Origin of the sequence: Paenarthrobacter sp. NPDC090522, assembly GCF_044769225.1 — a bacterium.
GTDB lineage: Bacteria > Actinomycetota > Actinomycetes > Actinomycetales > Micrococcaceae > Arthrobacter.
In genome coordinates, this window is the sequence record NZ_JBIVXL010000005.1 from 195,319 (window position 1) to 213,137 (window position 17,819).

20 protein-coding genes are annotated in these 17,819 nt (G+C 62.3%); 11 read left to right on the forward strand and 9 right to left on the reverse strand.

Translation table 11 applies throughout. The features are described 5' to 3' along the window. The first annotated feature begins 495 nt into the window (after window positions 1-495). The 7 genes from ACIQT2_RS08230 to ACIQT2_RS08260 all read left to right on the forward strand — a co-directional run bounded on the left by ACIQT2_RS08230 (window position 496) and on the right by ACIQT2_RS08260 (window position 7,925). Complete coding sequence (locus ACIQT2_RS08230; RefSeq protein WP_402945352.1) at window positions 496-1,491, forward strand: LacI family DNA-binding transcriptional regulator; 996 nt, start codon at window positions 496-498, stop codon at window positions 1,489-1,491. Between the two features lie 199 nt (window positions 1,492-1,690). Next, window positions 1,691-2,992 (forward strand): ABC transporter substrate-binding protein, encoded by a 1,302-nt coding sequence (locus ACIQT2_RS08235; protein ID WP_402945354.1) that lies wholly within the window; start codon window positions 1,691-1,693, stop codon window positions 2,990-2,992. Window positions 2,993-2,995: 3 nt separating this feature from the next. Next, window positions 2,996-3,925, forward strand: coding sequence for a carbohydrate ABC transporter permease (locus tag ACIQT2_RS08240; RefSeq protein ID WP_402945357.1), 930 nt, complete (start codon window positions 2,996-2,998; stop codon window positions 3,923-3,925). After that, entirely contained in the window at window positions 3,922-4,821 is a 900-nt protein-coding gene (locus ACIQT2_RS08245; RefSeq protein WP_402945360.1) for a carbohydrate ABC transporter permease, read from the forward strand. Before ACIQT2_RS08240 ends, ACIQT2_RS08245 begins: the two co-directional genes overlap by 4 nt. 38 nt (window positions 4,822-4,859) lie before the next feature. Beyond that, entirely contained in the window at window positions 4,860-5,963 is a 1,104-nt protein-coding gene (locus tag ACIQT2_RS08250; protein WP_402945362.1) for a Gfo/Idh/MocA family protein, read from the forward strand. 1 nt (window position 5,964) lies between these two features. Continuing rightward, a complete protein-coding gene (locus tag ACIQT2_RS08255) occupies window positions 5,965-6,711 on the forward strand; it encodes a ThuA domain-containing protein (protein ID WP_402945364.1) in 747 nt (248 codons plus the stop codon). A gap of 2 nt (window positions 6,712-6,713) precedes the next feature. Further along, the gene (locus ACIQT2_RS08260) at window positions 6,714-7,925 is read left to right on the forward strand and encodes a Gfo/Idh/MocA family protein (protein WP_402945366.1); all 1,212 of its coding nucleotides are present in this window, start codon (window positions 6,714-6,716) and stop codon (window positions 7,923-7,925) included. A 171-nt stretch (window positions 7,926-8,096) separates the two neighbouring features. Here ACIQT2_RS08260 and ACIQT2_RS08265 read toward each other — a convergent pair whose 3' ends face one another. From ACIQT2_RS08265 to ACIQT2_RS08280, 4 genes are all read right to left on the reverse strand, one after another. Continuing rightward, on the reverse strand, window positions 8,097-8,513 hold the full coding sequence (locus tag ACIQT2_RS08265; protein ID WP_402945641.1) for a nucleotidyl transferase AbiEii/AbiGii toxin family protein: 417 nt from the start codon (window positions 8,511-8,513) through the stop codon (window positions 8,097-8,099). Beyond that, window positions 8,417-8,932, reverse strand: coding sequence for a nucleotidyl transferase AbiEii/AbiGii toxin family protein (locus ACIQT2_RS08270; protein ID WP_402945368.1), 516 nt, complete (start codon window positions 8,930-8,932; stop codon window positions 8,417-8,419). The genes ACIQT2_RS08265 and ACIQT2_RS08270 overlap by 97 nt, the downstream gene beginning before the upstream one ends. Further along, window positions 8,929-9,465: a type IV toxin-antitoxin system AbiEi family antitoxin domain-containing protein gene (locus ACIQT2_RS08275; protein ID WP_402945371.1), complete on the reverse strand. Its 537-nt coding sequence runs from the start codon at window positions 9,463-9,465 to the stop codon at window positions 8,929-8,931. The genes ACIQT2_RS08270 and ACIQT2_RS08275 overlap by 4 nt, the downstream gene beginning before the upstream one ends. A 92-nt stretch (window positions 9,466-9,557) precedes the next feature. Continuing rightward, window positions 9,558-10,451: a LysR substrate-binding domain-containing protein gene (locus ACIQT2_RS08280; RefSeq protein ID WP_402945374.1), complete on the reverse strand. Its 894-nt coding sequence runs from the start codon at window positions 10,449-10,451 to the stop codon at window positions 9,558-9,560. 112 nt (window positions 10,452-10,563) lie between these two features. Between ACIQT2_RS08280 and ACIQT2_RS08285 the strand changes: the two genes are divergently transcribed. From ACIQT2_RS08285 to ACIQT2_RS08295, 3 genes are read left to right on the forward strand one after another with little or no spacing between them, the layout of a single operon-like run. Further along, complete coding sequence (locus ACIQT2_RS08285; RefSeq protein WP_402945377.1) at window positions 10,564-11,328, forward strand: enoyl-CoA hydratase/isomerase family protein; 765 nt, start codon at window positions 10,564-10,566, stop codon at window positions 11,326-11,328. A 38-nt stretch (window positions 11,329-11,366) separates the two neighbouring features. After that, window positions 11,367-12,950, forward strand: coding sequence for an acyl-CoA synthetase (locus ACIQT2_RS08290; protein ID WP_402945380.1), 1,584 nt, complete (start codon window positions 11,367-11,369; stop codon window positions 12,948-12,950). Next, a complete protein-coding gene (locus tag ACIQT2_RS08295) occupies window positions 12,947-14,272 on the forward strand; it encodes an MFS transporter (protein WP_402945383.1) in 1,326 nt (441 codons plus the stop codon). The genes ACIQT2_RS08290 and ACIQT2_RS08295 overlap by 4 nt, the downstream gene beginning before the upstream one ends. A 21-nt stretch (window positions 14,273-14,293) precedes the next feature. On the opposite strand, the gene ACIQT2_RS08300 is transcribed toward ACIQT2_RS08295, so the two are convergent. From ACIQT2_RS08300 to ACIQT2_RS08320, 5 genes are all read right to left on the reverse strand, one after another. Further along, window positions 14,294-14,881 carry a PIN domain-containing protein gene (locus ACIQT2_RS08300; protein WP_402945385.1) on the reverse strand — a complete coding sequence of 196 codons (588 nt, stop codon included), beginning with the start codon at window positions 14,879-14,881 and terminating at the stop codon, window positions 14,294-14,296. A 19-nt stretch (window positions 14,882-14,900) separates the two neighbouring features. Beyond that, window positions 14,901-15,362 carry a helix-turn-helix domain-containing protein gene (locus tag ACIQT2_RS08305; RefSeq protein ID WP_402945388.1) on the reverse strand — a complete coding sequence of 154 codons (462 nt, stop codon included), beginning with the start codon at window positions 15,360-15,362 and terminating at the stop codon, window positions 14,901-14,903. Between the two features lie 500 nt (window positions 15,363-15,862). Next, window positions 15,863-16,255, reverse strand: a complete 393-nt coding sequence (locus tag ACIQT2_RS08310; RefSeq protein WP_402945391.1) for a hypothetical protein — start codon at window positions 16,253-16,255, stop codon at window positions 15,863-15,865. Window positions 16,256-16,269: 14 nt separating this feature from the next. Further along, window positions 16,270-16,437 carry a hypothetical protein gene (locus ACIQT2_RS08315; protein WP_402945394.1) on the reverse strand — a complete coding sequence of 56 codons (168 nt, stop codon included), beginning with the start codon at window positions 16,435-16,437 and terminating at the stop codon, window positions 16,270-16,272. A gap of 167 nt (window positions 16,438-16,604) precedes the next feature. Next, window positions 16,605-17,183 carry a hypothetical protein gene (locus ACIQT2_RS08320; RefSeq protein WP_402945396.1) on the reverse strand — a complete coding sequence of 193 codons (579 nt, stop codon included), beginning with the start codon at window positions 17,181-17,183 and terminating at the stop codon, window positions 16,605-16,607. Window positions 17,184-17,270: 87 nt separating this feature from the next. On the opposite strand from ACIQT2_RS08320, the gene ACIQT2_RS08325 reads away from it, so the two are divergent. Continuing rightward, a complete protein-coding gene (locus ACIQT2_RS08325) occupies window positions 17,271-17,780 on the forward strand; it encodes a hypothetical protein (protein WP_402945398.1) in 510 nt (169 codons plus the stop codon). Window positions 17,781-17,819 lie beyond the last annotated feature (39 nt).

Genomic DNA, 17,819 nt, shown 5'->3' on the forward strand with positions numbered 1-17,819 from the left:
CTGATCAGACTGACTACTCGAGCGGAGTAGATGGATACGGTTTGTCCTACCGGTGCGGGTCGGTGATTGCATGAGTAGTGGAGTGGAGGCGCATCGTGCTGGGTTCTGTCCGCTTTGGGAATATCCAACTACTGCCTCCTGAATAAATTCGGCTTGTGTGTCGCCTTCTTCACTTCATGAAACGATCGGGATGCGACGACTTCGGAGGTGGGAGGCCGTGGTCGGATGCCGCGTGACTTTGCTGTGTAGGTCCGTTCTACCGGAGATCTCGATATTTAGTGCGCATTGGAATGCGGCCTGGGACGATTCAAACGCCCGCGCGTTGCCTATAAAACGGTGCCTTCAGTGCCCATGAGCCCCTGCCTCTAGACGCGCGAATCTGTCGACAGGGAACATGCTCGCCGCAACGTCTTTTCTGCGAGCGCGCTAAGCTGAGGGACACCGGTGGACCGTGCGGTGGGGTGGAGGCAAGACCATCCGCGGAAGGACGAGCGAATGGCACGAGCGACAGTTCAAGACGTCGCCAGGACTGCGGGCGTGTCCGTGGGGACGGTGTCGCGCGTCTTGAACGGGAGTTCGGCGGTGAGTGCGTCGGCCAAGGAGAAGGTCAACGCAGCCATCAAGGAGCTCAGCTACCGGCCTCTCGCTTCGGCGCGGGATCTCAGGAGAGATCGCACGATGCGGGTACTCGCACTGGCTAAGAACCTGGACTCGCTCGTGATTAGCGAAGTGTTCCGAGGCGTCGGTGACGCGGCCGCGGACAGTGGCTACGTCAGCCTCATCGCAGCCACGGACGGAGACCGTGACCGCGAACAGCAACTCGTGGACATGCTCCGTAACGGCTCAGTGGACGGCCTAGTGATCTTCTCGCCAACCATGCCGGACGAGGACGTCAACACCGTCGCCGAGCAACAAAGCGTCATTCAGGTCTGTGAAATCGTCGACGCCGAGTCGGCCTTCGGGGTGTCCATCGATGACCGCCAAGCAGCCTACGACATCACCAAACACCTGATCGACACAGGCGCCAAGAAGTTGGCCATGCTCGCCCACAGGGGTGCCCGTTCAGGTCGGCTCAGGGAAGAGGGCTTCCGCCAGGCGCTCAAGGAGGCAGGCCTGGAGTCTGATCGGGTCTTGCTCGGCGAAGGCAACTTCGGTTTCCACGCCGGCCGTAATCTCACCAAGAAACTCCTGGAATCCAAAGACCTCCCCGACGCCGTCTTCTGCGGGACAGATGTCGTCGCCGCCGGGTGCGTCCGCGAGCTGACCGACGCCGGGCTAAGAGTCCCGCAAGATGTCGCAGTCGCTGGTTTCGATGACTCTGCCCAAGCGGAAATGTGCGTCCCGGAGCTGACCACGGTCAGGCAGCCAGCGTACGAGATGGGCCGAGCGGCCTTCGCCGAGCTCCTGGAGCGGATGACCGTAGAGGGCGCGCACCGCAAGGGCCGGACCTTCTTCCCGCACCAACTCGTCGTCAGGGACTCCACCAGATAAGAGGGTTGACAGCCCGGAGCAACCACTGCAAAACTACTTTGGAATCGATTCCACGGGCCGCAGGGCCTTTTTCAAAAGCAACTTTTGGAATCGATTCCACGGAACAATCAAAGCACCCGGCAATGAAGCCAGGCTCAGGACAGGCAACAGCCAAGCGCACCCTGAGCCACCATCCCCACAGCCACCAAAGGAGCCACTTGTGGACTTGAACCGACTTGCTCTCCCGCTCCAGAACAAACCCCGCAATGCCCTCGCCGCCACAGCCATAGCCGCAGCCCTCCTCCTCAGCGCGTGCGGCGGGGGAGCAGCACCCCAAGGTGCCGAACAAGCGGCAGCTGCCGATCCGTCGTCGGGCGCTAATGCGAGCGGCGCCGTGAACATCTGTGGCGTCAAAGACGCGAGCGGTATCTACAAGGGCACGGCGGAAGCGTTCACCAAGGCCAACGGCAAGGTCACGGCCAAGTACACCGAGATCGGCGCCACCACGGATGAAGCCCGCACGCAGATCGTGCAGCGGCTCGAAGGCAAGTCCACCGAGTGCGACATCTTCCTGACGGACGTCATTTGGACCTCCGAGTTCGCATCCCAGGGCTGGCTGTTGGACCAGTCCAAGCTGGTGGAAGCCAACAAGGACCGGCTCATCCCCTCCACGGTGGAAACCACCAAGTACCAGGACAAGTACTGGGCCTCGCCGTTCTTCACCAACGCCGGCTTGATCTATTACCAGAAGGACAAGGTAGCCAAGCCCGAAACCTGGCAGCAGCTCTACGCTGAGGCCGCCAAGGCACCGGGCAACGGGTTCGTCTACCAGGGCAAGCAGTACGAGGGCCTCACCGTGAACTTCCTCGAGATGCTTTACAGCGCGGGCGGCGAAGTCCTGGATGACCAGGGCAACGTCAAGATCGACTCCCAGGAAACCCGCGACGTCCTCAACTTCATGACCGACGGTCTCAAGAACGGCTCAGCCGACCGCGCCGTCCTCACCTACAACGAGGACCCGGCCCGCCTCGCCTACGAGTCCGGCAACTTCGGATACCAGCGCAACTGGCCGCACGTATACCGCCTGCTGAACGCGACCCTGCTGGCGTCCAGCTTCGGCGTCGCGCCGCTGCCGGCGTGGGAAGGCGGCAAGGCGTCGGGCGTGCTCGGCGGCTGGAACCTCGCGATCTCGGCACACTCCACAAACCAGGCCGGGGCTGTCGCGTTCATCGACTTCGCCACCACGCCGGACTGGCAGAAGCACGTGGCCATGGACTACTCGCAGGCCCCGGTCAATGAGGCCGCCTACTCGGATCCGGCGGTGCTCCAGAAGATGCCGTTCGCCACCGAACTCCTGGCCTCGGTGAAGGGTGCCAAGCCGCGCCCGATCTCGCCGGTCTACCCGCAGATCTCGCAGGCCATCTACAAGAACGTGTACGCCGTGCTCTCCGGCACCGCCTCCACCGAGGACGCCGTGAAGAAGATGGCCGACGAAATCACCACCGCCAAGGCGAGCTTCTAAAACATGGTCACCAAAACAATCCTGCCAAGCCGCGCAAGCGGCCGCGACCAGGCCGAACGCCGCCTCGCCTTCCGCATGACCGCGCCGTCGCTGATACTCATGGCCCTCGTGGCGGCGGTCCCGATCGGCTACGCACTCTGGCTCTCCCTGAACCAGTACAGCGTCCGCACCGCAGGGCTGTCCCGCTTTGTCGGCCTGGAAAACTACATCAATGCCCTCGCAAGCCAAGAGTGGTGGGCCGCGTTCGGGCAGACGTTCCTCTTCGCCGGCCTGTCGGTCAGCCTGGAGCTGGTCCTCGGCACGGCGATGGCATTGCTGCTCAACCTCGCATTCAAGGGCCGCGCCGTCCTGCGCACCGTGGTTCTCCTGCCGTACGCGATCATCACGGTGGTCAGCGCCATCACGTGGCAAACGATGTTCCAGCCCAACCTCGGTCTGGTCACCAACGTCCTTTCCGCGCTGGGACTGCCGGGCGGCGACGTCGTCTGGCTCGGTGAGCACGGCTACGCGATGGCCGTGATCGTCATGGCCGACGTCTGGAAAACCACCCCGTTCGCGGCGCTCATCATCCTGGCGGGCCTGCAGGTCATCTCCGCCGAAACGTACGAGGCCGCCGAACTCGACGGCGCCAGCAAGTGGCAGACCTTCCTCCACATCACGCTGCCGCTGTTGCGTCCGGCAATCGTCCTCGCCGCGATCTTCCGCACCATGGACGCCCTCCGCGTCTTCGACCTGCCGTTCGTCCTCACCCGCGGCGCCAACGGCACCGAATCGATGTCCATGCTGGCCTACGGCGAACTCCGCGAAAACCGGCTGGTGGGCGAAGGCTCGGCCCTCTCCATCCTGACCTTCCTCACTGTCATGGTGGTCTCGGTCATCTACATCCGCTTCGGCGGCGGCAACATCCGCGACGTCGCGAAGGAGGAACAATGAGCACACTGATTGCAGAACGCCCGACGGCGGCACCCGCCACCGCGCGGAAGGCACCCAGGCGCCGGCTCAGGGGGGAAGCGAAACTCCATCCCTTGGTATGGGTGTTCGTGGTGGCCGTCATGGGCTTCTCGCTCATCCCGTTCTACTGGCTGGTCAACACCTCGCTGAAGAAGGGCGCGAGCCTCTCCAAGGGGGAGCTCTTCCCAAGCCAGCCGACCCTGGAGAACTACCTCGTGGTCTTCCAGAACCCCGAATTTCTCCTCGCCTTGCGCAATTCGGTGATTATCGCCGTCGTCACTACAACAGTGGCGCTGGTGTTCGCGTCCTTCGCCGCGTATGCGCTGGCACGGCTGAAGATGCGCCGCAAGGCGATGATCCTGACGCTCATCCTCTCTGTGACCACGTTCCCGGCCATCGCGATCGCGGCTCCGATGTTCTCCATCTGGCGCGAAATCGGGCTGTACGACACGTTGCTTGGCCTCATCATCCCGAAGCTGACGTTCGCGTTGCCGCTGGCGATCTACACGCTGACGTCGTTCTTTAAGGAGATTCCGCGGGAGCTCGAGGAATCCGCGTACATGGACGGTGCCACGCCGTTCACCGCGTTCCGCAAGGTGATCCTTCCCTTGGCGGTCCCCGGCCTCGCGACCACGGCGATCCTGGTGTTCATCTCGGTCTGGAACGAATTCCTCCTGGCCGTCACGCTCACCACCTCGCCGGAGGCCCGACCCGTCCCGGTCGCTATTGCGTTCTTCAGCGGCACCAGCGAGTTCGACCAGCCGCTGGGCACCATCAGCGCAGCATCCGTGATCATCACCGTCCCGCTCGTGATCCTGGTGCTCTTGTGCCAGAAACGCATCGTCTCCGGGATGACCGCGGGCGCGGTCAAGGGCTAACCCAAACCATCAAGAAACCCAGAAAGAAAAGGAACACAGTGAGCATTCACCAGCAGGCCCCATCCGCAACCCTCAAGGTGGGCGTTGTTGGCATCGGTTGGGCCGGCCAGCAGCACCTCAAGGCGTACAGCCACATCGACGGCGTGGAGATTGTCGCCGTCGCGGGCATGGAGCCGGAACTCCTTGCCCAGCTGAAGGACGAGTACAACATTCCCCACGCCTTCGCGCGCTGGGAGGACATGATCGAGCTCGAAGACCTCGACGCCGTCAGCATCGCCGTGCCCACCTTCCTGCACGCGCCCATCGCCATCGCTTCGCTGGAGCGTGGACTGCATGTGCTGAGCGAAAAGCCGATCGCACGCAACGCCGTCGAAGGCCAAGCGATGGTCGACGCCGCCCGCAAGGCCGGGCGCGTCCTGGATGTCGCGTTCAACCACCGCCGCCGCGGCGACATCCAGGCGCTCAAGAAAGTGATCGACGACGGGACCCTCGGCCGTCCGTACTACGCCAAGGCGTCGTGGCTGCGCCGCCAAGGCATTCCGATGCTCGGCAGCTGGTTCACCAACCCAGCGCTCGCCGGTGGTGGTCCGCTGGCTGATATCGGCGTGCACGTCCTGGACTACGCGCTGCACCTGCTGGGCGAGCCGAAGGTCCTGGCAGTTTCCGCCTCGACCCATTCGGAGCTCGGTCCGCGTGGCCTCGGCGGCAACGCACGGTATACGGCGTCGAACTCAAGCCATAAGTTCGAGGTGGAGGACTTCGCCTCCGCGTTCATCCGCTTGGAGGGCGGCGGAACCCTGATCCTCGAAGCGGGCTGGGCCAGCTACCGTGACGAACGGGACCTGATGGACTTCACGGTTTACGGGACCGACGGCGGAGCGGACTTGCGCTCGGTCGGCGCCTCCGAGAACCCCGTGGCAGACGTGCACGTCTTCACCGAAAAGGACGGCGAGAACGCTGACTTCGAGGTGGTGGCCGAACCCGGAAAGGCGCACCAGGCCGTCGTCGACGATTTTGTTGCTGCCGTGCGCGGCGGCGAGACCGTGTGGGGAAGCCACGACGGATCGCTCGCCCTCAGCCGCGCGCTGGTGCTCGATGCCTGCTACAAATCCGCCCTGGAACAACGCGAAGTGAGCCTCTGACATGACCGAGTCCAAGTTGAAAATTGTTGTCTGGAACGAAGGCGTCCACGAGGCACGCAACGAGCCCGCCACCATCTGCGAGATGTACCCCGAAGGAATCCACGGCGCGATTGCCGCAGGGTTGCGCGGCTTCTACCCCGATTCCGAGATCGCTACAGCTACGTTGGCTGATCCGGAGCACGGGCTGTCCGAGGACGTCCTTGCTCAGACGGACGTGTTGCTGTGGTGGGGACACATTGCCCATGAGGAAGTCGCCGATGAAGTGGTGGAACGCGTGCAGCGGCATGTGCTCGGCGGCATGGGCTTGGTGGTGCTCCACTCGGGGCACTTCGCCAAGATCTTCACCCGATTGCTGGGGACTACATGCTCTTTGAAGTGGCGCAACGAAGGCGAGCGGGAGCTGGTGTGGACCGTCAAGCCGTCGCACCCGATCGCGGCCGGCATTGAGAGCCCCATTGTGATTCCTCAGCAGGAAATGTACGGCGAACTGTTCGACATTCCTGAGCCCGACGACTTGATCTTCATCAGCTCGTTCACCGGGGGAGAGGTGTTCCGCTCCGGCGTGACGTTCTCGCGCGGCAAGGGCCGGATCTTCTACTTCAGCCCCGGCGACCAGGAATACCCGGTGTACCACCAGCCGCAAATCCAGAAGGTGATCGCCAACGGTGTTGGCTGGGTGGCGCAGCCGGGTGTGTTCCGTGAGGCGCCCGAGGTTTCCAACCCTGCGCGGGACTGGTTCGAGGCTTAGCCGTGAGTGCTTCTCCTACCAGCCTTCCATTGGCTACCGGCCGTCCCTTGGGTGTGGCCGCGATCGGTTACGCGTTCATGGGGAAAGCCCACTCGAACGCATGGCGCAACGTGGCCAGCTTCTTCGACGTACCGGCCTTCGAGCAGCGAGTGCTGGTTGGCCGGGACGCGGTTGAGGTCGCTTTCGCCGCAGGTAAATACGGCTGGGCTGAGTCAGCTACTGACTGGCGCTCGGTGATTTTGCGGGACGACATCGACATCGTGGACATCTGCGCTCCGGGTTGGATGCACGCGGAGATCGCCATCGCCGCGCTGGAAGCCGGGAAGCATGTGCTCGTGGAAAAGCCACTAGCGAACACTTTGGGTGAGGCGGAGTTGATGGCTACTGCGGCTGCTTTGGCTCTGGAGCGGGGCGTGCAGTCGATGGTCGGGTTCAACTACCGGCGGGTCCCGGCGCTCGCCTTGGCCCGGGAGCTGATCGCCGAAGGTCGTCTCGGAACCGTGCGGCACGTCCGTGCCGCCTACCTGCAGGACTGGCTTTCCGACGTCGAAACCCCCATGAGCTGGCGGCTCCGAAAGGAGACCGCCGGCTCCGGGGCCCTGGGCGACATCGCCTCCCACGCCATTGACCAGGTCCAGCACCTCACCGGGCAGACCGTCACCGAAGTGACCGGGACGCTGCGGACTTTTGTTGCCGAACGGCCAGGTCCGTCGGGGGTTGAGAAAGTGACGGTGGACGACGCCGCGTGGGCCACTTTGGGGCTGACCGGCGGCGTGAGCGCCTCGGTGGAAGCGTCACGGGTGGCTACCGGGCAGAAGAACTCTTTGAAGATTGAGATCTATGGGTCGTTGGGTTCGCTGACGTTCGATCTGGAGAACCTGAACGAGCTCGGCTTCCTGGACGCTACGCTGCCTGTGCGGGAACAGGGGTTCCGTCGGATCCTCGTGAATGAACCAGAGCACCCCTACGCTGCGGCGTGGTGGCCGCAGGGGCACCTCATCGGCTGGGAACACACCTTTACTCACCAGATCCGGGACTTCCTGTGCGCCATCCGCTCCGGTGAGGCGCCGTCGCCGTCGTTCGATGACGGGTTGCAGGTCCAGCGGGTGCTGGCCGCCGTCGAGGAGTCGGCGCGGAACAGGAGTGTGGTGACGGGGGTTTCTGTTGCCGCCGGAACTACGCAGGACCAGCTCACCTTCGCGGCTTCAACATAACTGTGCAAAGATGCTTTGCACTCTTGGCTGGCCAATCCCGAGTCGTGCTAAAGGCCCTTATGCAGAGGAGGTTGCTTCAGGAGAAGCCCATCATGTTTGGGGGACTCAGTCGGTAGGTCGTTGGCTAACGATGTTGCTTGCCGAAATCCACCTTCCCTTGTGAGTGATGGCTTATCGTTTCGGCGAGGCCTGGTCTATCCGAGCAATGAACTGGCTCAGCCACTCAATGGCGGGAGCGACATCAGGGACGACATCGAGGCCTTCGGCTGCGTCAGCGTAGAGGGTGGTCCAGTCCGCACCCTCGACAACTGAGGGTGGCCAAGAGTGAAGCTTTCGGTAGTCGAACAGACGAAGGCAAGCGGTCCGGACCGTCGATAGGTCCAGCTCCTCACGGGCACCTAAGAGTTGGAGGTCGACGAGGTCGCGGGCGCGGTCACTACTGGGCGCTGTGGACGCGTGTATCTTTTGGGCTATTTGGTGATCAGCGGGCATTACCGCCACGGGCTCTGGAGCGGGGAGACCCACAGAGGTGAACAGCTCGCTGATGCTGGGAGCCAGAGCGTACTCGGGATCGTCGGCGTCGCCGATTTCATTGTGTCCGAGTTCGAAGGGAACTGTGCACCACGGCTTCCCTCATAGTCGAGTTTCACATCGAAAGGTTTCATCACATATGGGGCTGGAATGCCCTGCGGCTTCGGAGCTTTCCGCTCGATCAGGCGTCCACTAAACCCGCCCCACCCTTCCCGAAGCCGCTCCTCGAAGTCGGCGCGGAATGTCGCCAGACTTCCTGTTCGGGCGGCGTCAACGTCACGGGTGAACCTGGTGTCGGAGCCATATCTCAATGCCATCGCGCTCCCACCCTTCACGGCACCCTCTGGAAGCATTTGTCCGATCACTACCAGAGCCATCGTGGTCCGTCGGCGAACAGCGAGGGTCTCGTCTACTTCCAAGTTCTTCAATCGTTGGTTCAGAGCCGCGAGATTACGAGGCGGGGTGTCATAGCTCATGCGGCGAGTTCCTTGCGGACACGGTTCCATTCCGCCGTCGTCAGTAGTCCCTCAGCACGCGCCTGGGCTGCGGCATCCCGCAGTCGTGAGGCCGGGACACGCCCCTTGCATTCGAGGAGTGCTTCGCTGAGTTGTTGGGCGCGGATCCCGCGGTAGCGTGTGACCTTCGTTCCGGCTTGAGTCTGGATGACATTTATGTACGTGGGCATTGCTCGGCGGACACGACGGCCGGTTCCCACTGTGATCTTCGTAGGATTCACGTCCCCCAGTCCGAGGAGGGCGAGGACGGATTCTCCGCGGAGGAAGGCGTCGTCGCCTGCGCGCAAGGTCGCTTCGGCGAATTGATCGTCGTCGGTCGGCGGGATGTCAGTCATGCGGTAAAGACCATATCCAACGTGATCGAGGCCGCCACGGGCGGTGAGCTTCGGCAATTCGACGACGGGTACGCCCGCGTCTGCTGCATCCGCCGTGGTGACATAGCCATGGTTGTCGTAGGCGATCTCACGCAGTACGTTTCGGTAAGTTCTCCGCATGTCAAAAGTCTACCGTTAGCGGTGTTGTTTTGTCCGCAAACCGCGTGATTCAACATGTCAAAACTATACCGATAACGGTATATTTCTGACGACTACCCATGTCCGCCAGTCCCCAACCCCGCCCCCACCGCCGCAACGAACGCATCCGTCTCCGCTGACCGCCGGCTCTTCAACCACAGCGCCGACGTCCGCCAAGCCAACGGATCCCCAACCAACGGCCGCCACACGATCCCGGCAGGCAGCGGTGTCCATGGTTCCTCGTTGAAGTGCACGCCGCGGCCGGCAAGGATCAACCCGTGCGTGAAGTGCTGGTTCCGCGCGTGGACAATGGCCGCGGGCAGGTACCCTGCATCGCGGCACGTGTGCAGGAACGAATCGTACAAGGTCGGCGCCATGTGCCGCGGGAAGATGATCAACGGACTGCCGGCCAGGTCCCCCAAGCGCACCAAAGACAACGAAGCCAACGGGTGCGAAGCATTCAGCACCACCCCCAACGCCCGCGAGTACACCGGCCCCGACTCGAAACCCACGCTGTTCAAAGGGTGACGGACCACCGCAACGTCCAGTTCGCCGTCGCGCAGTCGCTCGACCTGTTCCACGGTGGTGAGTTCGTGCAGGTTCAGCAGGACATCCGGAGCAGAGGACGCAAACGCAGAGACTATCGTGGACAATGCAACAGGATTCGTGTCCGGCGGCACCGCAACTTGCAGCACCCCCGAAGCGCCCGGGCGGATCCGGCGCATCGACTCCTGCGCCATCGCCACGTGATCCAACACCCCACGCGCATGCTCCAGGAGTAAAGCCCCTGCCTCGGACAACTCCACGCCGGTCCGTCGCCGGTGAAACAGAAGCACCCCGAGCTCTTTCTCCAGGTCCTTGATCCGCTGGGACAGCGGCGGCTGAGCCATATGCAAACGCTGCGCCGCTCGGCCGAAATGCAGCTCCTCAGAGAGCACCACGAAGTACTTGAGATGGTGGAGATCCATCCGCGCACCATATCAGTTTGGTATCACAGCGAGTAGATATTGATGTTAGACGGGTCACAATAGCCGGTGGTCAGATGGACGAAAGCAAGCCCACCAGACCAAAGGAAACACCGTGTCCCAGGACGTCCTCTTCGAACAAAACGGCCCCATCGCCGCCATCACCCTCAACCGCCCGGACAAGCTCAACGCGTGGACCAAAGCCATGCGCGATGAACTCATCGCCCACCTCGAAAGCCTCAAGGGCAACGACGGGATCCGCGCCGTAATCCTCACCGGAACGGGTCGCGCCTTCTGCGCCGGACAGGACCTCGCCGAAACCGCCGGAATGAACCCCGAAGACCACGCATCGGCCGAGGCCTGGATCGACGGCTTCGACCGCCTCTACCGCGCCGTCCGCAACCTCGACCAGATCACCATCGCCGCGGTCAACGGCGTCGCCGCCGGCTCCGGCTTCCAGTACGCGCTGCTCGCCGACCTCCGCGTCGGCGACTCCCAGGTCCGCATGGGCCAACCCGAAGTCCTCTCCGGCATCCCCAGCATCACCGGCATCTGGGCCATGTGGAGCATCCTCGGCAAGTCCAAGACCTCCCAGTTCGTCCTCACCGGCGAACTGGTCGACGCGCATGAGGCTCAGCGTCTCGGCCTCCTTAACTACTTGGCGGACGACGGCGGCACGCTGGCTTACGCCCAGGAACTCGCCTCGCGTTTGAGCCTCCTTCCTCCTGGTGCAGTCCGTCTGACCAAGAACCGCCTCCGCAGCCTGGAAGACGACGACCTCAATGACGCCATGGCCGAAGCCAAGCGCGTCCACCGCGAGGCCTACGGCACAGGCGAACCCCAGCGCGAGATGGCCCGCTTCCTCGCTGGCCGCCGCTGAACCCTGAGCCGGAAAAGAACCAAAGGAGGCACCCACGCATGACAACCACCGCAACCCAAGACCCCTACACCGAACGACGAAACTCCCACCGCTGGGAGGTGCCCGAGCTCTACAACATGGCCGCCGACGTCGCCGACCACCACCCAAGGGACAAGCGGGCACTCATCCTGGAGTCCGCCGTCGAAGGTCAACGCGAGGTGAGCTGGGGCGAAATCCAAGACCGCTCGCGGCAGATCGCGGCCATGCTCCAGAGTGCCGGCATCAAGAAAGGCGACCGCGTCGCCGTCCTGCTGCCGCAGCGCTCCGACACTCCGGCTGCCTACCTTGGCGTGCTGCGGACCGGCGCCATCCTGGTGACGATGTCCCTGCTGTGGGCCGCGGAGCCGATCCGGTTCAGGCTGGAGGACAGCGGCGCCACGGTGATCATCGCCGAAGAATCCGCGCGGCGCCTGTTTGAGGGTTTTGACGGCAAGTTCATCGAGATCGACAGCCCGGAGATCGCAGCAGCACCAGCCGAATTCCAGAACGTCGAAACCAAAGCCGACGATCCCGCGCTCATCTTCTACACCTCGGGCACCACGGGCCGCGCCAAGGGCATCGTCCACGCACACCGCACGCTCCTCGGCCACAACGAGTTTGAGTACTGCCACCAGCTCGGCGACGGCGACGTGTTTTTCGGCGCGGGGGATTGGGCGTGGTCGCTCGCCAAGCTGATGGGGCCGCTGCGGCTTGGGGCCACTCACCTGGTCTTCCGGCCGGAGGGCGGCTTCGATCCCGCAGCCCTCTTGGACGCCATGAGCCGCCACCGCGTCACCAGCGCGCTCGTCAACCCGACGTTCCTGCGCAAGATGCGCGAAGACGTGCCCGACGCCGGTACTCGCTTCCCGCTGTCACTGCGGACGGTTTGTTCGTCCAATGAGCCGCTGACGCCGGACCTCATCACTTGGTTCGACGAGCAGTTCGGCGTGACGCTGCTGGACTACTACGGTTCCACGGAGTCGTACCCACTGCTGGGGAACTACCCGGACGTCCGGGTGAAGCCGGGCTCGATGGGCAAACCCCTGCCGGGCTGGGACGTCCGGCTCCTGGACGAAAACGAGCACGAAGTGCCCGCTGGCGAGACCGGTGAGATATGCCTCCGCGCCCGCTCCAACCCGCAGTTTCCCTTGGGATACTGGAACCTGCCGGAGGCCTCGACCGCCGCGTTCGGCGGGGACTGGTACCACACCAAAGATCAGGCCTACACGGATGAAGACGGATACTTCTGGTTCCTGGGGAGGACCGACGACGTCATCAAGACCTCCGGCTACCGTGTGGGGCCATATGAGCTGGAGGCTATGATCCGCGAGCTCGATGCCGTGAAGGACGTATCGGTGACAGGTGTCCCTGATGAACTCCGCGGGCAGTCCATCAAAGCCTGGATCGAGCTCATGCCAGGTCACACCGGGGGAGCGGATCTGAGCAAACACATCGTGGCACACGTGAAGGAGCACTTCTCCCGCTTCGCCTACCCGCGGTTCATCGAATACGTTTCTGCGTTGCCCAAGTCGGCCACCGGCAAGGTTCAGCGGGCCCAACTCCGCGCACTCCCACACATTCCCCGTGAAGGACAGCCATCATGAATACTGTGACCCAGAATTCCGCCTCCGAAACCGAGGCATCCCCGCGCCGGAACCTTAAGCGCGTTGCCGCGGCAGCCGCCGTCGGGAATTTCGTCGAATGGTTCGACTCAGCCGCCTATGCGGTCATGTCCGTCACCATCGCGAAGCTCTTCTTCCCGGATTATTCGACGACGGCGTCACTCCTGGCCGTGTGGGCGATCTTCGCCGGCGGATTCATCGCGAGGCCGCTCGGGGCGGCTTTCTTTGGGCGCTACGGCGACCGGATTGGCCGGAACAAGATGCTCGGACTGTGCGTGCTGATCATGAGTGCGGCGACGTTCTGCATCGGAATCCTGCCTACGTTCGCGGTGATTGGGGTGTGGGCGCCGATCCTGCTCTTCCTGTTCCGTGCAGTTCAGGGGTTCACGACGGGTGGCGAATACACGGGGTCGTCGGCGTTCATCGTTGAGTATGCTCCTGCTGGGAAGCGGGCGACGTATGCCAGCGTGATCCCTGCGACGGTTGGTTTGGCATCGGTGGCAGGTGCTTTGCTTGGTGCCGCAATTACTGCGACCTTGAGCACTGCCGACCTCCAGGCCTGGGGCTGGCGGATCCCGTTCCTTTTGGCCGCGCCGCTTGGCCTGATCGGTCTGTATATACGGTCCAAGGTGGATGACACCCCGGTGTTCCGTGGGTTGGAGAATGCCGGAGAAGTTGCCAAGCGTCCTCTCGGCGACGCCATCCGGCTGTGTGCGCGGCAGATCTTTACGCTCTTCGGATACAGCATCACTAACGCGATCGCGTATTACCTGATGAGCAGCTACATGATTGCGTACATGACCTCAAGTTTGGGGTACTCATCGGCTGAATCGATGATCACGAGCGTGGTGACGATGCTGGTGTACACGGCGGTTTGCCCGCTGGCTGCCCGCTTGAGTGACCGTTACGGACGGAAACGGATGCTGCTCGTGGCTTGTGTTGGGTTCGTGGTGATGACGATCCCGTCGTTCTCGATAATGCCGCTTGGGCTCGGGTTCGCAATCCTCGGTACAAGTATTCTGGGTGCTTTGGTGGCCGTGATTGGAACGTCGAATGTTCCTGCACTCGTGGAGATGTTCCCTTCGTCCGTGCGGGCTTCTGGATCTGCGATTGGGTACACCTTGGCCTACGTTTTGTTCGGCGGGACAGCCCCGTTCGTTGCCACCGGGTTGGTGGCGGGCTTCGGATCTCCGTTGGCCCCTGCGTTCTACCTGATGGGTATGGCCCTGGTGTCCGCGGTGGTCGTGGTGCTGTTCTTCCGGGAGACGAAGGACTTGTCGTTGTCGCGGACGACGGTTTTGTAGGGTGATCGAGGGGCTGCAGCCCTAGTGCCGAGAGTTGACGGTGTCGGCAACCAATTCCAGGGAAGGTACCGCACCGTCCAACCTTGAGGCGGCGTCGGCGAACTGGGGCGCAGTGAGACTAAGCCTGCTGTAGAACGCCGAGCGAGTCAGGCTGGGGCGGCCGTAAGCGGCTCGTTGCTCCCGGAGACATTGCATTGTTTGCCGAGGGTAGAGGTCCAGTTGATCCAAGAGAAAATCGTCAGGGTGTACGGCTTCGATTCCATAGAGCGCCAAGGCCTGGGCCGGGAAATCCTTCAGGTTTGCCGTGACGATCAATGCGGCTTGTCCGTGGACCGCTGCGGCTAGCACATGGCGGTCTTTGGAATCGTTGGTCATGGCCGGGATGAGTCCCTCGAAGCCCACCACCATGGCGTGAGGGAAGGCCTGCTGCATCTGATCGATACGTCGGGTGGCCTGCTGCTCAGTTCGGTCGAAAGCCTGGACGAGGTTGCGCCTGACTTCTCCAAGAAGTTCGTCCGACCATAGAGGTTGGTAGATGTCTGTCTCGCCCAACCGAAGGAGAAGGTCGCAAAGATGATAGGGCAGCAGCACGCACGCGTCGAGCAGCACTCTGAAGGCCATAGGAGCGCTAGCGCGTCTTGATGAAGGCGTTCAGCTTGGCGTAAGAATCATCTTCCGCCGCATCCTCGGTCATTGTGTCCAAGACGGCCCGGCGTTCTTCGCGTAGGCGCTGCTGATAGGCCAGAACATCGGCAAGGTAAACACGCCGGTGACGGCCGGGTTGGGTGAAAGGGATCTGGCCCCCCTCAAGCAACCGCACCAGGGTGGGGCGGGACATGTTCAATAAATCCGCTGCTTCCTGGGTTGTGAGCACAGTGTTGTGGGGTGCGATGGTGATCGCTTGGCCCGCCGCCATCGCCGCAACAACGTCCCGCAAAGCCTCGTAGACTTCAGCCGGCAGTTCGAGAGAGGAGCCATCTCCGGTCACCAAGGTCGCGTGGTCATTGCGCTTGAGGGCTTCCACTACCACGGGCAGGAGGGCCTCGTCAGCTGGTGGAAGGACGGTGTGGTCCGCAAGGAGTGCAGTCATATTTTCAGGGTAATCGAAAAAAACGAACATGCAATCAAATTGAGGTGTATGCCCGACAAGTTCGCCAGGACGGAGGCTTCCTGGGCATAAGGACATCGACGTGGCTTTAGGATGATCTGAACACCACCGCTTGAGGGGGACCATGGCACTGGGGTTTGTCTTCATGGCAGTTGGCATGCTGTGGTTGCCATTCAGGAAACGGATCGCCCGACGGCAATTCGCAATCGCATCGCAGATGCTTGGCCGGAAAGCTGGGGATGTCTTCTCCCGGCTGCGGGTGGACGCGGGGTCGGAGTCGGGGGAGGGTCCGACTCGGGGCTTAGAGATGTTAGGGGTGTTCTTTTGCTCAGTGCTCATAATCGCGGGCCTCTGCATAGTGGTGCTGACGATGATCTTCCGTCCACCTTGGTCGGGATAGTAGGCGGGCCCGACCGGGCTGATGTTCATGATGGCTGTCCCATGACCGCAGTCGTCGTCGCAAGCGGCACTCGGCCGGCACGTCACTTTGTACTCTCCGGTTCCGTGGCCGGCACAGCTGGTCGGTAGAAGTACCCGTACTTCTTGAGAATCGCGTACGATCCGGCGGAAGCGATCAAGCCATATAGAGGCCCGGCCCAAAGAGCAATTTCTGATCCACGAAGCAGGTACGTTCCGAGAGGGAAAAACGTCAGGAGGGCTCCCGCCGTGCCCTTCCTAGGGTCCACCTCGTACAGAACAGCCTTATCAAACTGCCCGTAGAGCAGTCCCTGAACAACGATGAAAACAATCAAGGCCGCGAAGATAGCCAGCGACCCTGGCCACGGCAAGTCGGTCATCGTCAGTAGGGCCAGGGCTACGCCATAGGCGGCGGATAGACCCAGCCAGTAACTCCGCTCGGATTTCAGGCGCGGCACCTCTGTTCCGCCCTCTAACGCGAAGACGGGGTCTTGAGGGACTTGTCCTCACTCCTCTTGGCAAGGACCCACATGGCTACAGAGCAAGCTGCCGCGATCACGTTGAGGACACCAATGAGCGAATTGTGGGCAAAGGACAAAATGGCCCCGATGATCTGCAAACCTGCTGTGCTTAGATACAAGACTTTCATCGTTCATACCAATCTGTAGACACCCCTGGGTCCCCAGCATGCCGCCACAAATCGGCTCTAGGTGGCGAAAATAGGGCCCCACGGCCCCAAACGGGCAAAATTAGGTGCTGTTTCACGAAAAATAGGTGGTGCCGGAATTCATCTAGGTGGCGCTGGGCTCAAGCGTCGCCGAGTCCCAGGATGAAATTCTCGATCCTTTCGAAGACCGTTGCCTGCGCTTCCTGGGAGGCCCGCCAGTCGCTTCCGACCTGCAAAGCATGGTCCGCTCCGGCCACCTCGAGGAATGTCCCGTTCGACTCGCCCTTATGACCGCCGTCCCAAAGTTCATCCTTGGAACCCCCAATGAAGAGGTCGTTTTTCGCAGAACGAAGGATCGTGTTCCGAACCCGCTCGTCTGTCAGCAATGGTGTGAGCCAGACGCCGGGCGTTCGGGTTTCTTCGGCCCATGGAATCGCCAGCGTGCTCAGCGACTTGGCCACAATGACACGCTGACTTGCGAGGGGCGAACCGGCGAAGGCTTGTTCGGCGGCCTGCGCTACTAAGAGATGCGGATCATGATGCGGCTTGTCCTCCGGCGTCCACCGAACGGCCTGCACGTGCCAACCAAGCGAAGCGAGCATCTCACCAACCCAGAACAGGACCGGGCCCTCGACGGGATACCCGGAGCCGGGAAGCAAAACGGCGACCTTGGTTTCGGCTTTGTCGGTGCGCGCATCTGCCCACGTGAAAGTCTGCATAGCCACATGCTAGTGGCAGATCGGAGCCTTCACGTCATTTAGCCTAATCGATGGATAAATCAGGATCCTTACCGTATCGTCCCTTTGATGGGGAATATACAACCTTCGATACCAGCCCTCGCAACTGCCGCCGTCGTACTTCTCTCGCTGGTGAGCTGCGGCGTTCCACCAACCACGGCACCCCCGCAGCAAAGCCCCACCCCAACCGCAGCTTGTCCGAGTGCCGGGACGGAACCGCAGCCAAACAACTGCGTCGCTTACGACGGCAACGCCGCCATGGCCCAGAACGAGATGTACAGGCAGCGTCGGAAGCTCAGCCCGGAGATACAGGCGCAGTTAAACGCACACCTGGACCCAGCCAAAGAAGCCCTCAACGCATTGGACAAACCGGCCACCCCGGCCGACGTCGAAGCGGCTTTCGCGTCACTCAACCTCAAGGAAGTTCAAACCGACGACGGCGGCAACGGTGTCCGTTTCGGGGTCGCGGTGCCCAGCGGAGGCTGCCTGTACGGCGTGGTCCCGGGAGAAGGTGAAGCCACCATCCAGGCCGGTGGCAGCATCATGGACGGCGGGTGCCTGGAGATGTTCGGCCACTAAAAACCCACCGCCTAGACGCCCCTGTCAAAACCCCTGGTT

Excerpts from the sequence above, each read along its gene's own strand:
- ACIQT2_RS08230 (WP_402945352.1), top strand. The coding sequence starts at position 496 with ATGGCACGAGCGACAGTTCAAGACGTCGCCAGGACTGCGGGCGTGTCC.
- ACIQT2_RS08240 (WP_402945357.1), top strand. The coding sequence starts at position 2,996 with ATGGTCACCAAAACAATCCTGCCAAGCCGCGCAAGCGGCCGCGACCAG.
- ACIQT2_RS08245 (WP_402945360.1), top strand. The coding sequence starts at position 3,922 with ATGAGCACACTGATTGCAGAACGCCCGACGGCGGCACCCGCCACCGCG.
- ACIQT2_RS08255 (WP_402945364.1), top strand. The coding sequence starts at position 5,965 with ATGACCGAGTCCAAGTTGAAAATTGTTGTCTGGAACGAAGGCGTCCAC.
- ACIQT2_RS08270 (WP_402945368.1), bottom strand. The coding sequence starts at position 8,932 with ATGAGCTATGACACCCCGCCTCGTAATCTCGCGGCTCTGAACCAACGA.
- ACIQT2_RS08275 (WP_402945371.1), bottom strand. The coding sequence starts at position 9,465 with ATGCGGAGAACTTACCGAAACGTACTGCGTGAGATCGCCTACGACAAC.
- ACIQT2_RS08280 (WP_402945374.1), bottom strand. The coding sequence starts at position 10,451 with ATGGATCTCCACCATCTCAAGTACTTCGTGGTGCTCTCTGAGGAGCTG.
- ACIQT2_RS08290 (WP_402945380.1), top strand. The coding sequence starts at position 11,367 with ATGACAACCACCGCAACCCAAGACCCCTACACCGAACGACGAAACTCC.
- ACIQT2_RS08295 (WP_402945383.1), top strand. The coding sequence starts at position 12,947 with ATGAATACTGTGACCCAGAATTCCGCCTCCGAAACCGAGGCATCCCCG.
- ACIQT2_RS08305 (WP_402945388.1), bottom strand. The coding sequence starts at position 15,362 with ATGACTGCACTCCTTGCGGACCACACCGTCCTTCCACCAGCTGACGAG.
- ACIQT2_RS08320 (WP_402945396.1), bottom strand. The coding sequence starts at position 17,183 with ATGCAGACTTTCACGTGGGCAGATGCGCGCACCGACAAAGCCGAAACC.
- ACIQT2_RS08325 (WP_402945398.1), top strand. The coding sequence starts at position 17,271 with ATGGGGAATATACAACCTTCGATACCAGCCCTCGCAACTGCCGCCGTC.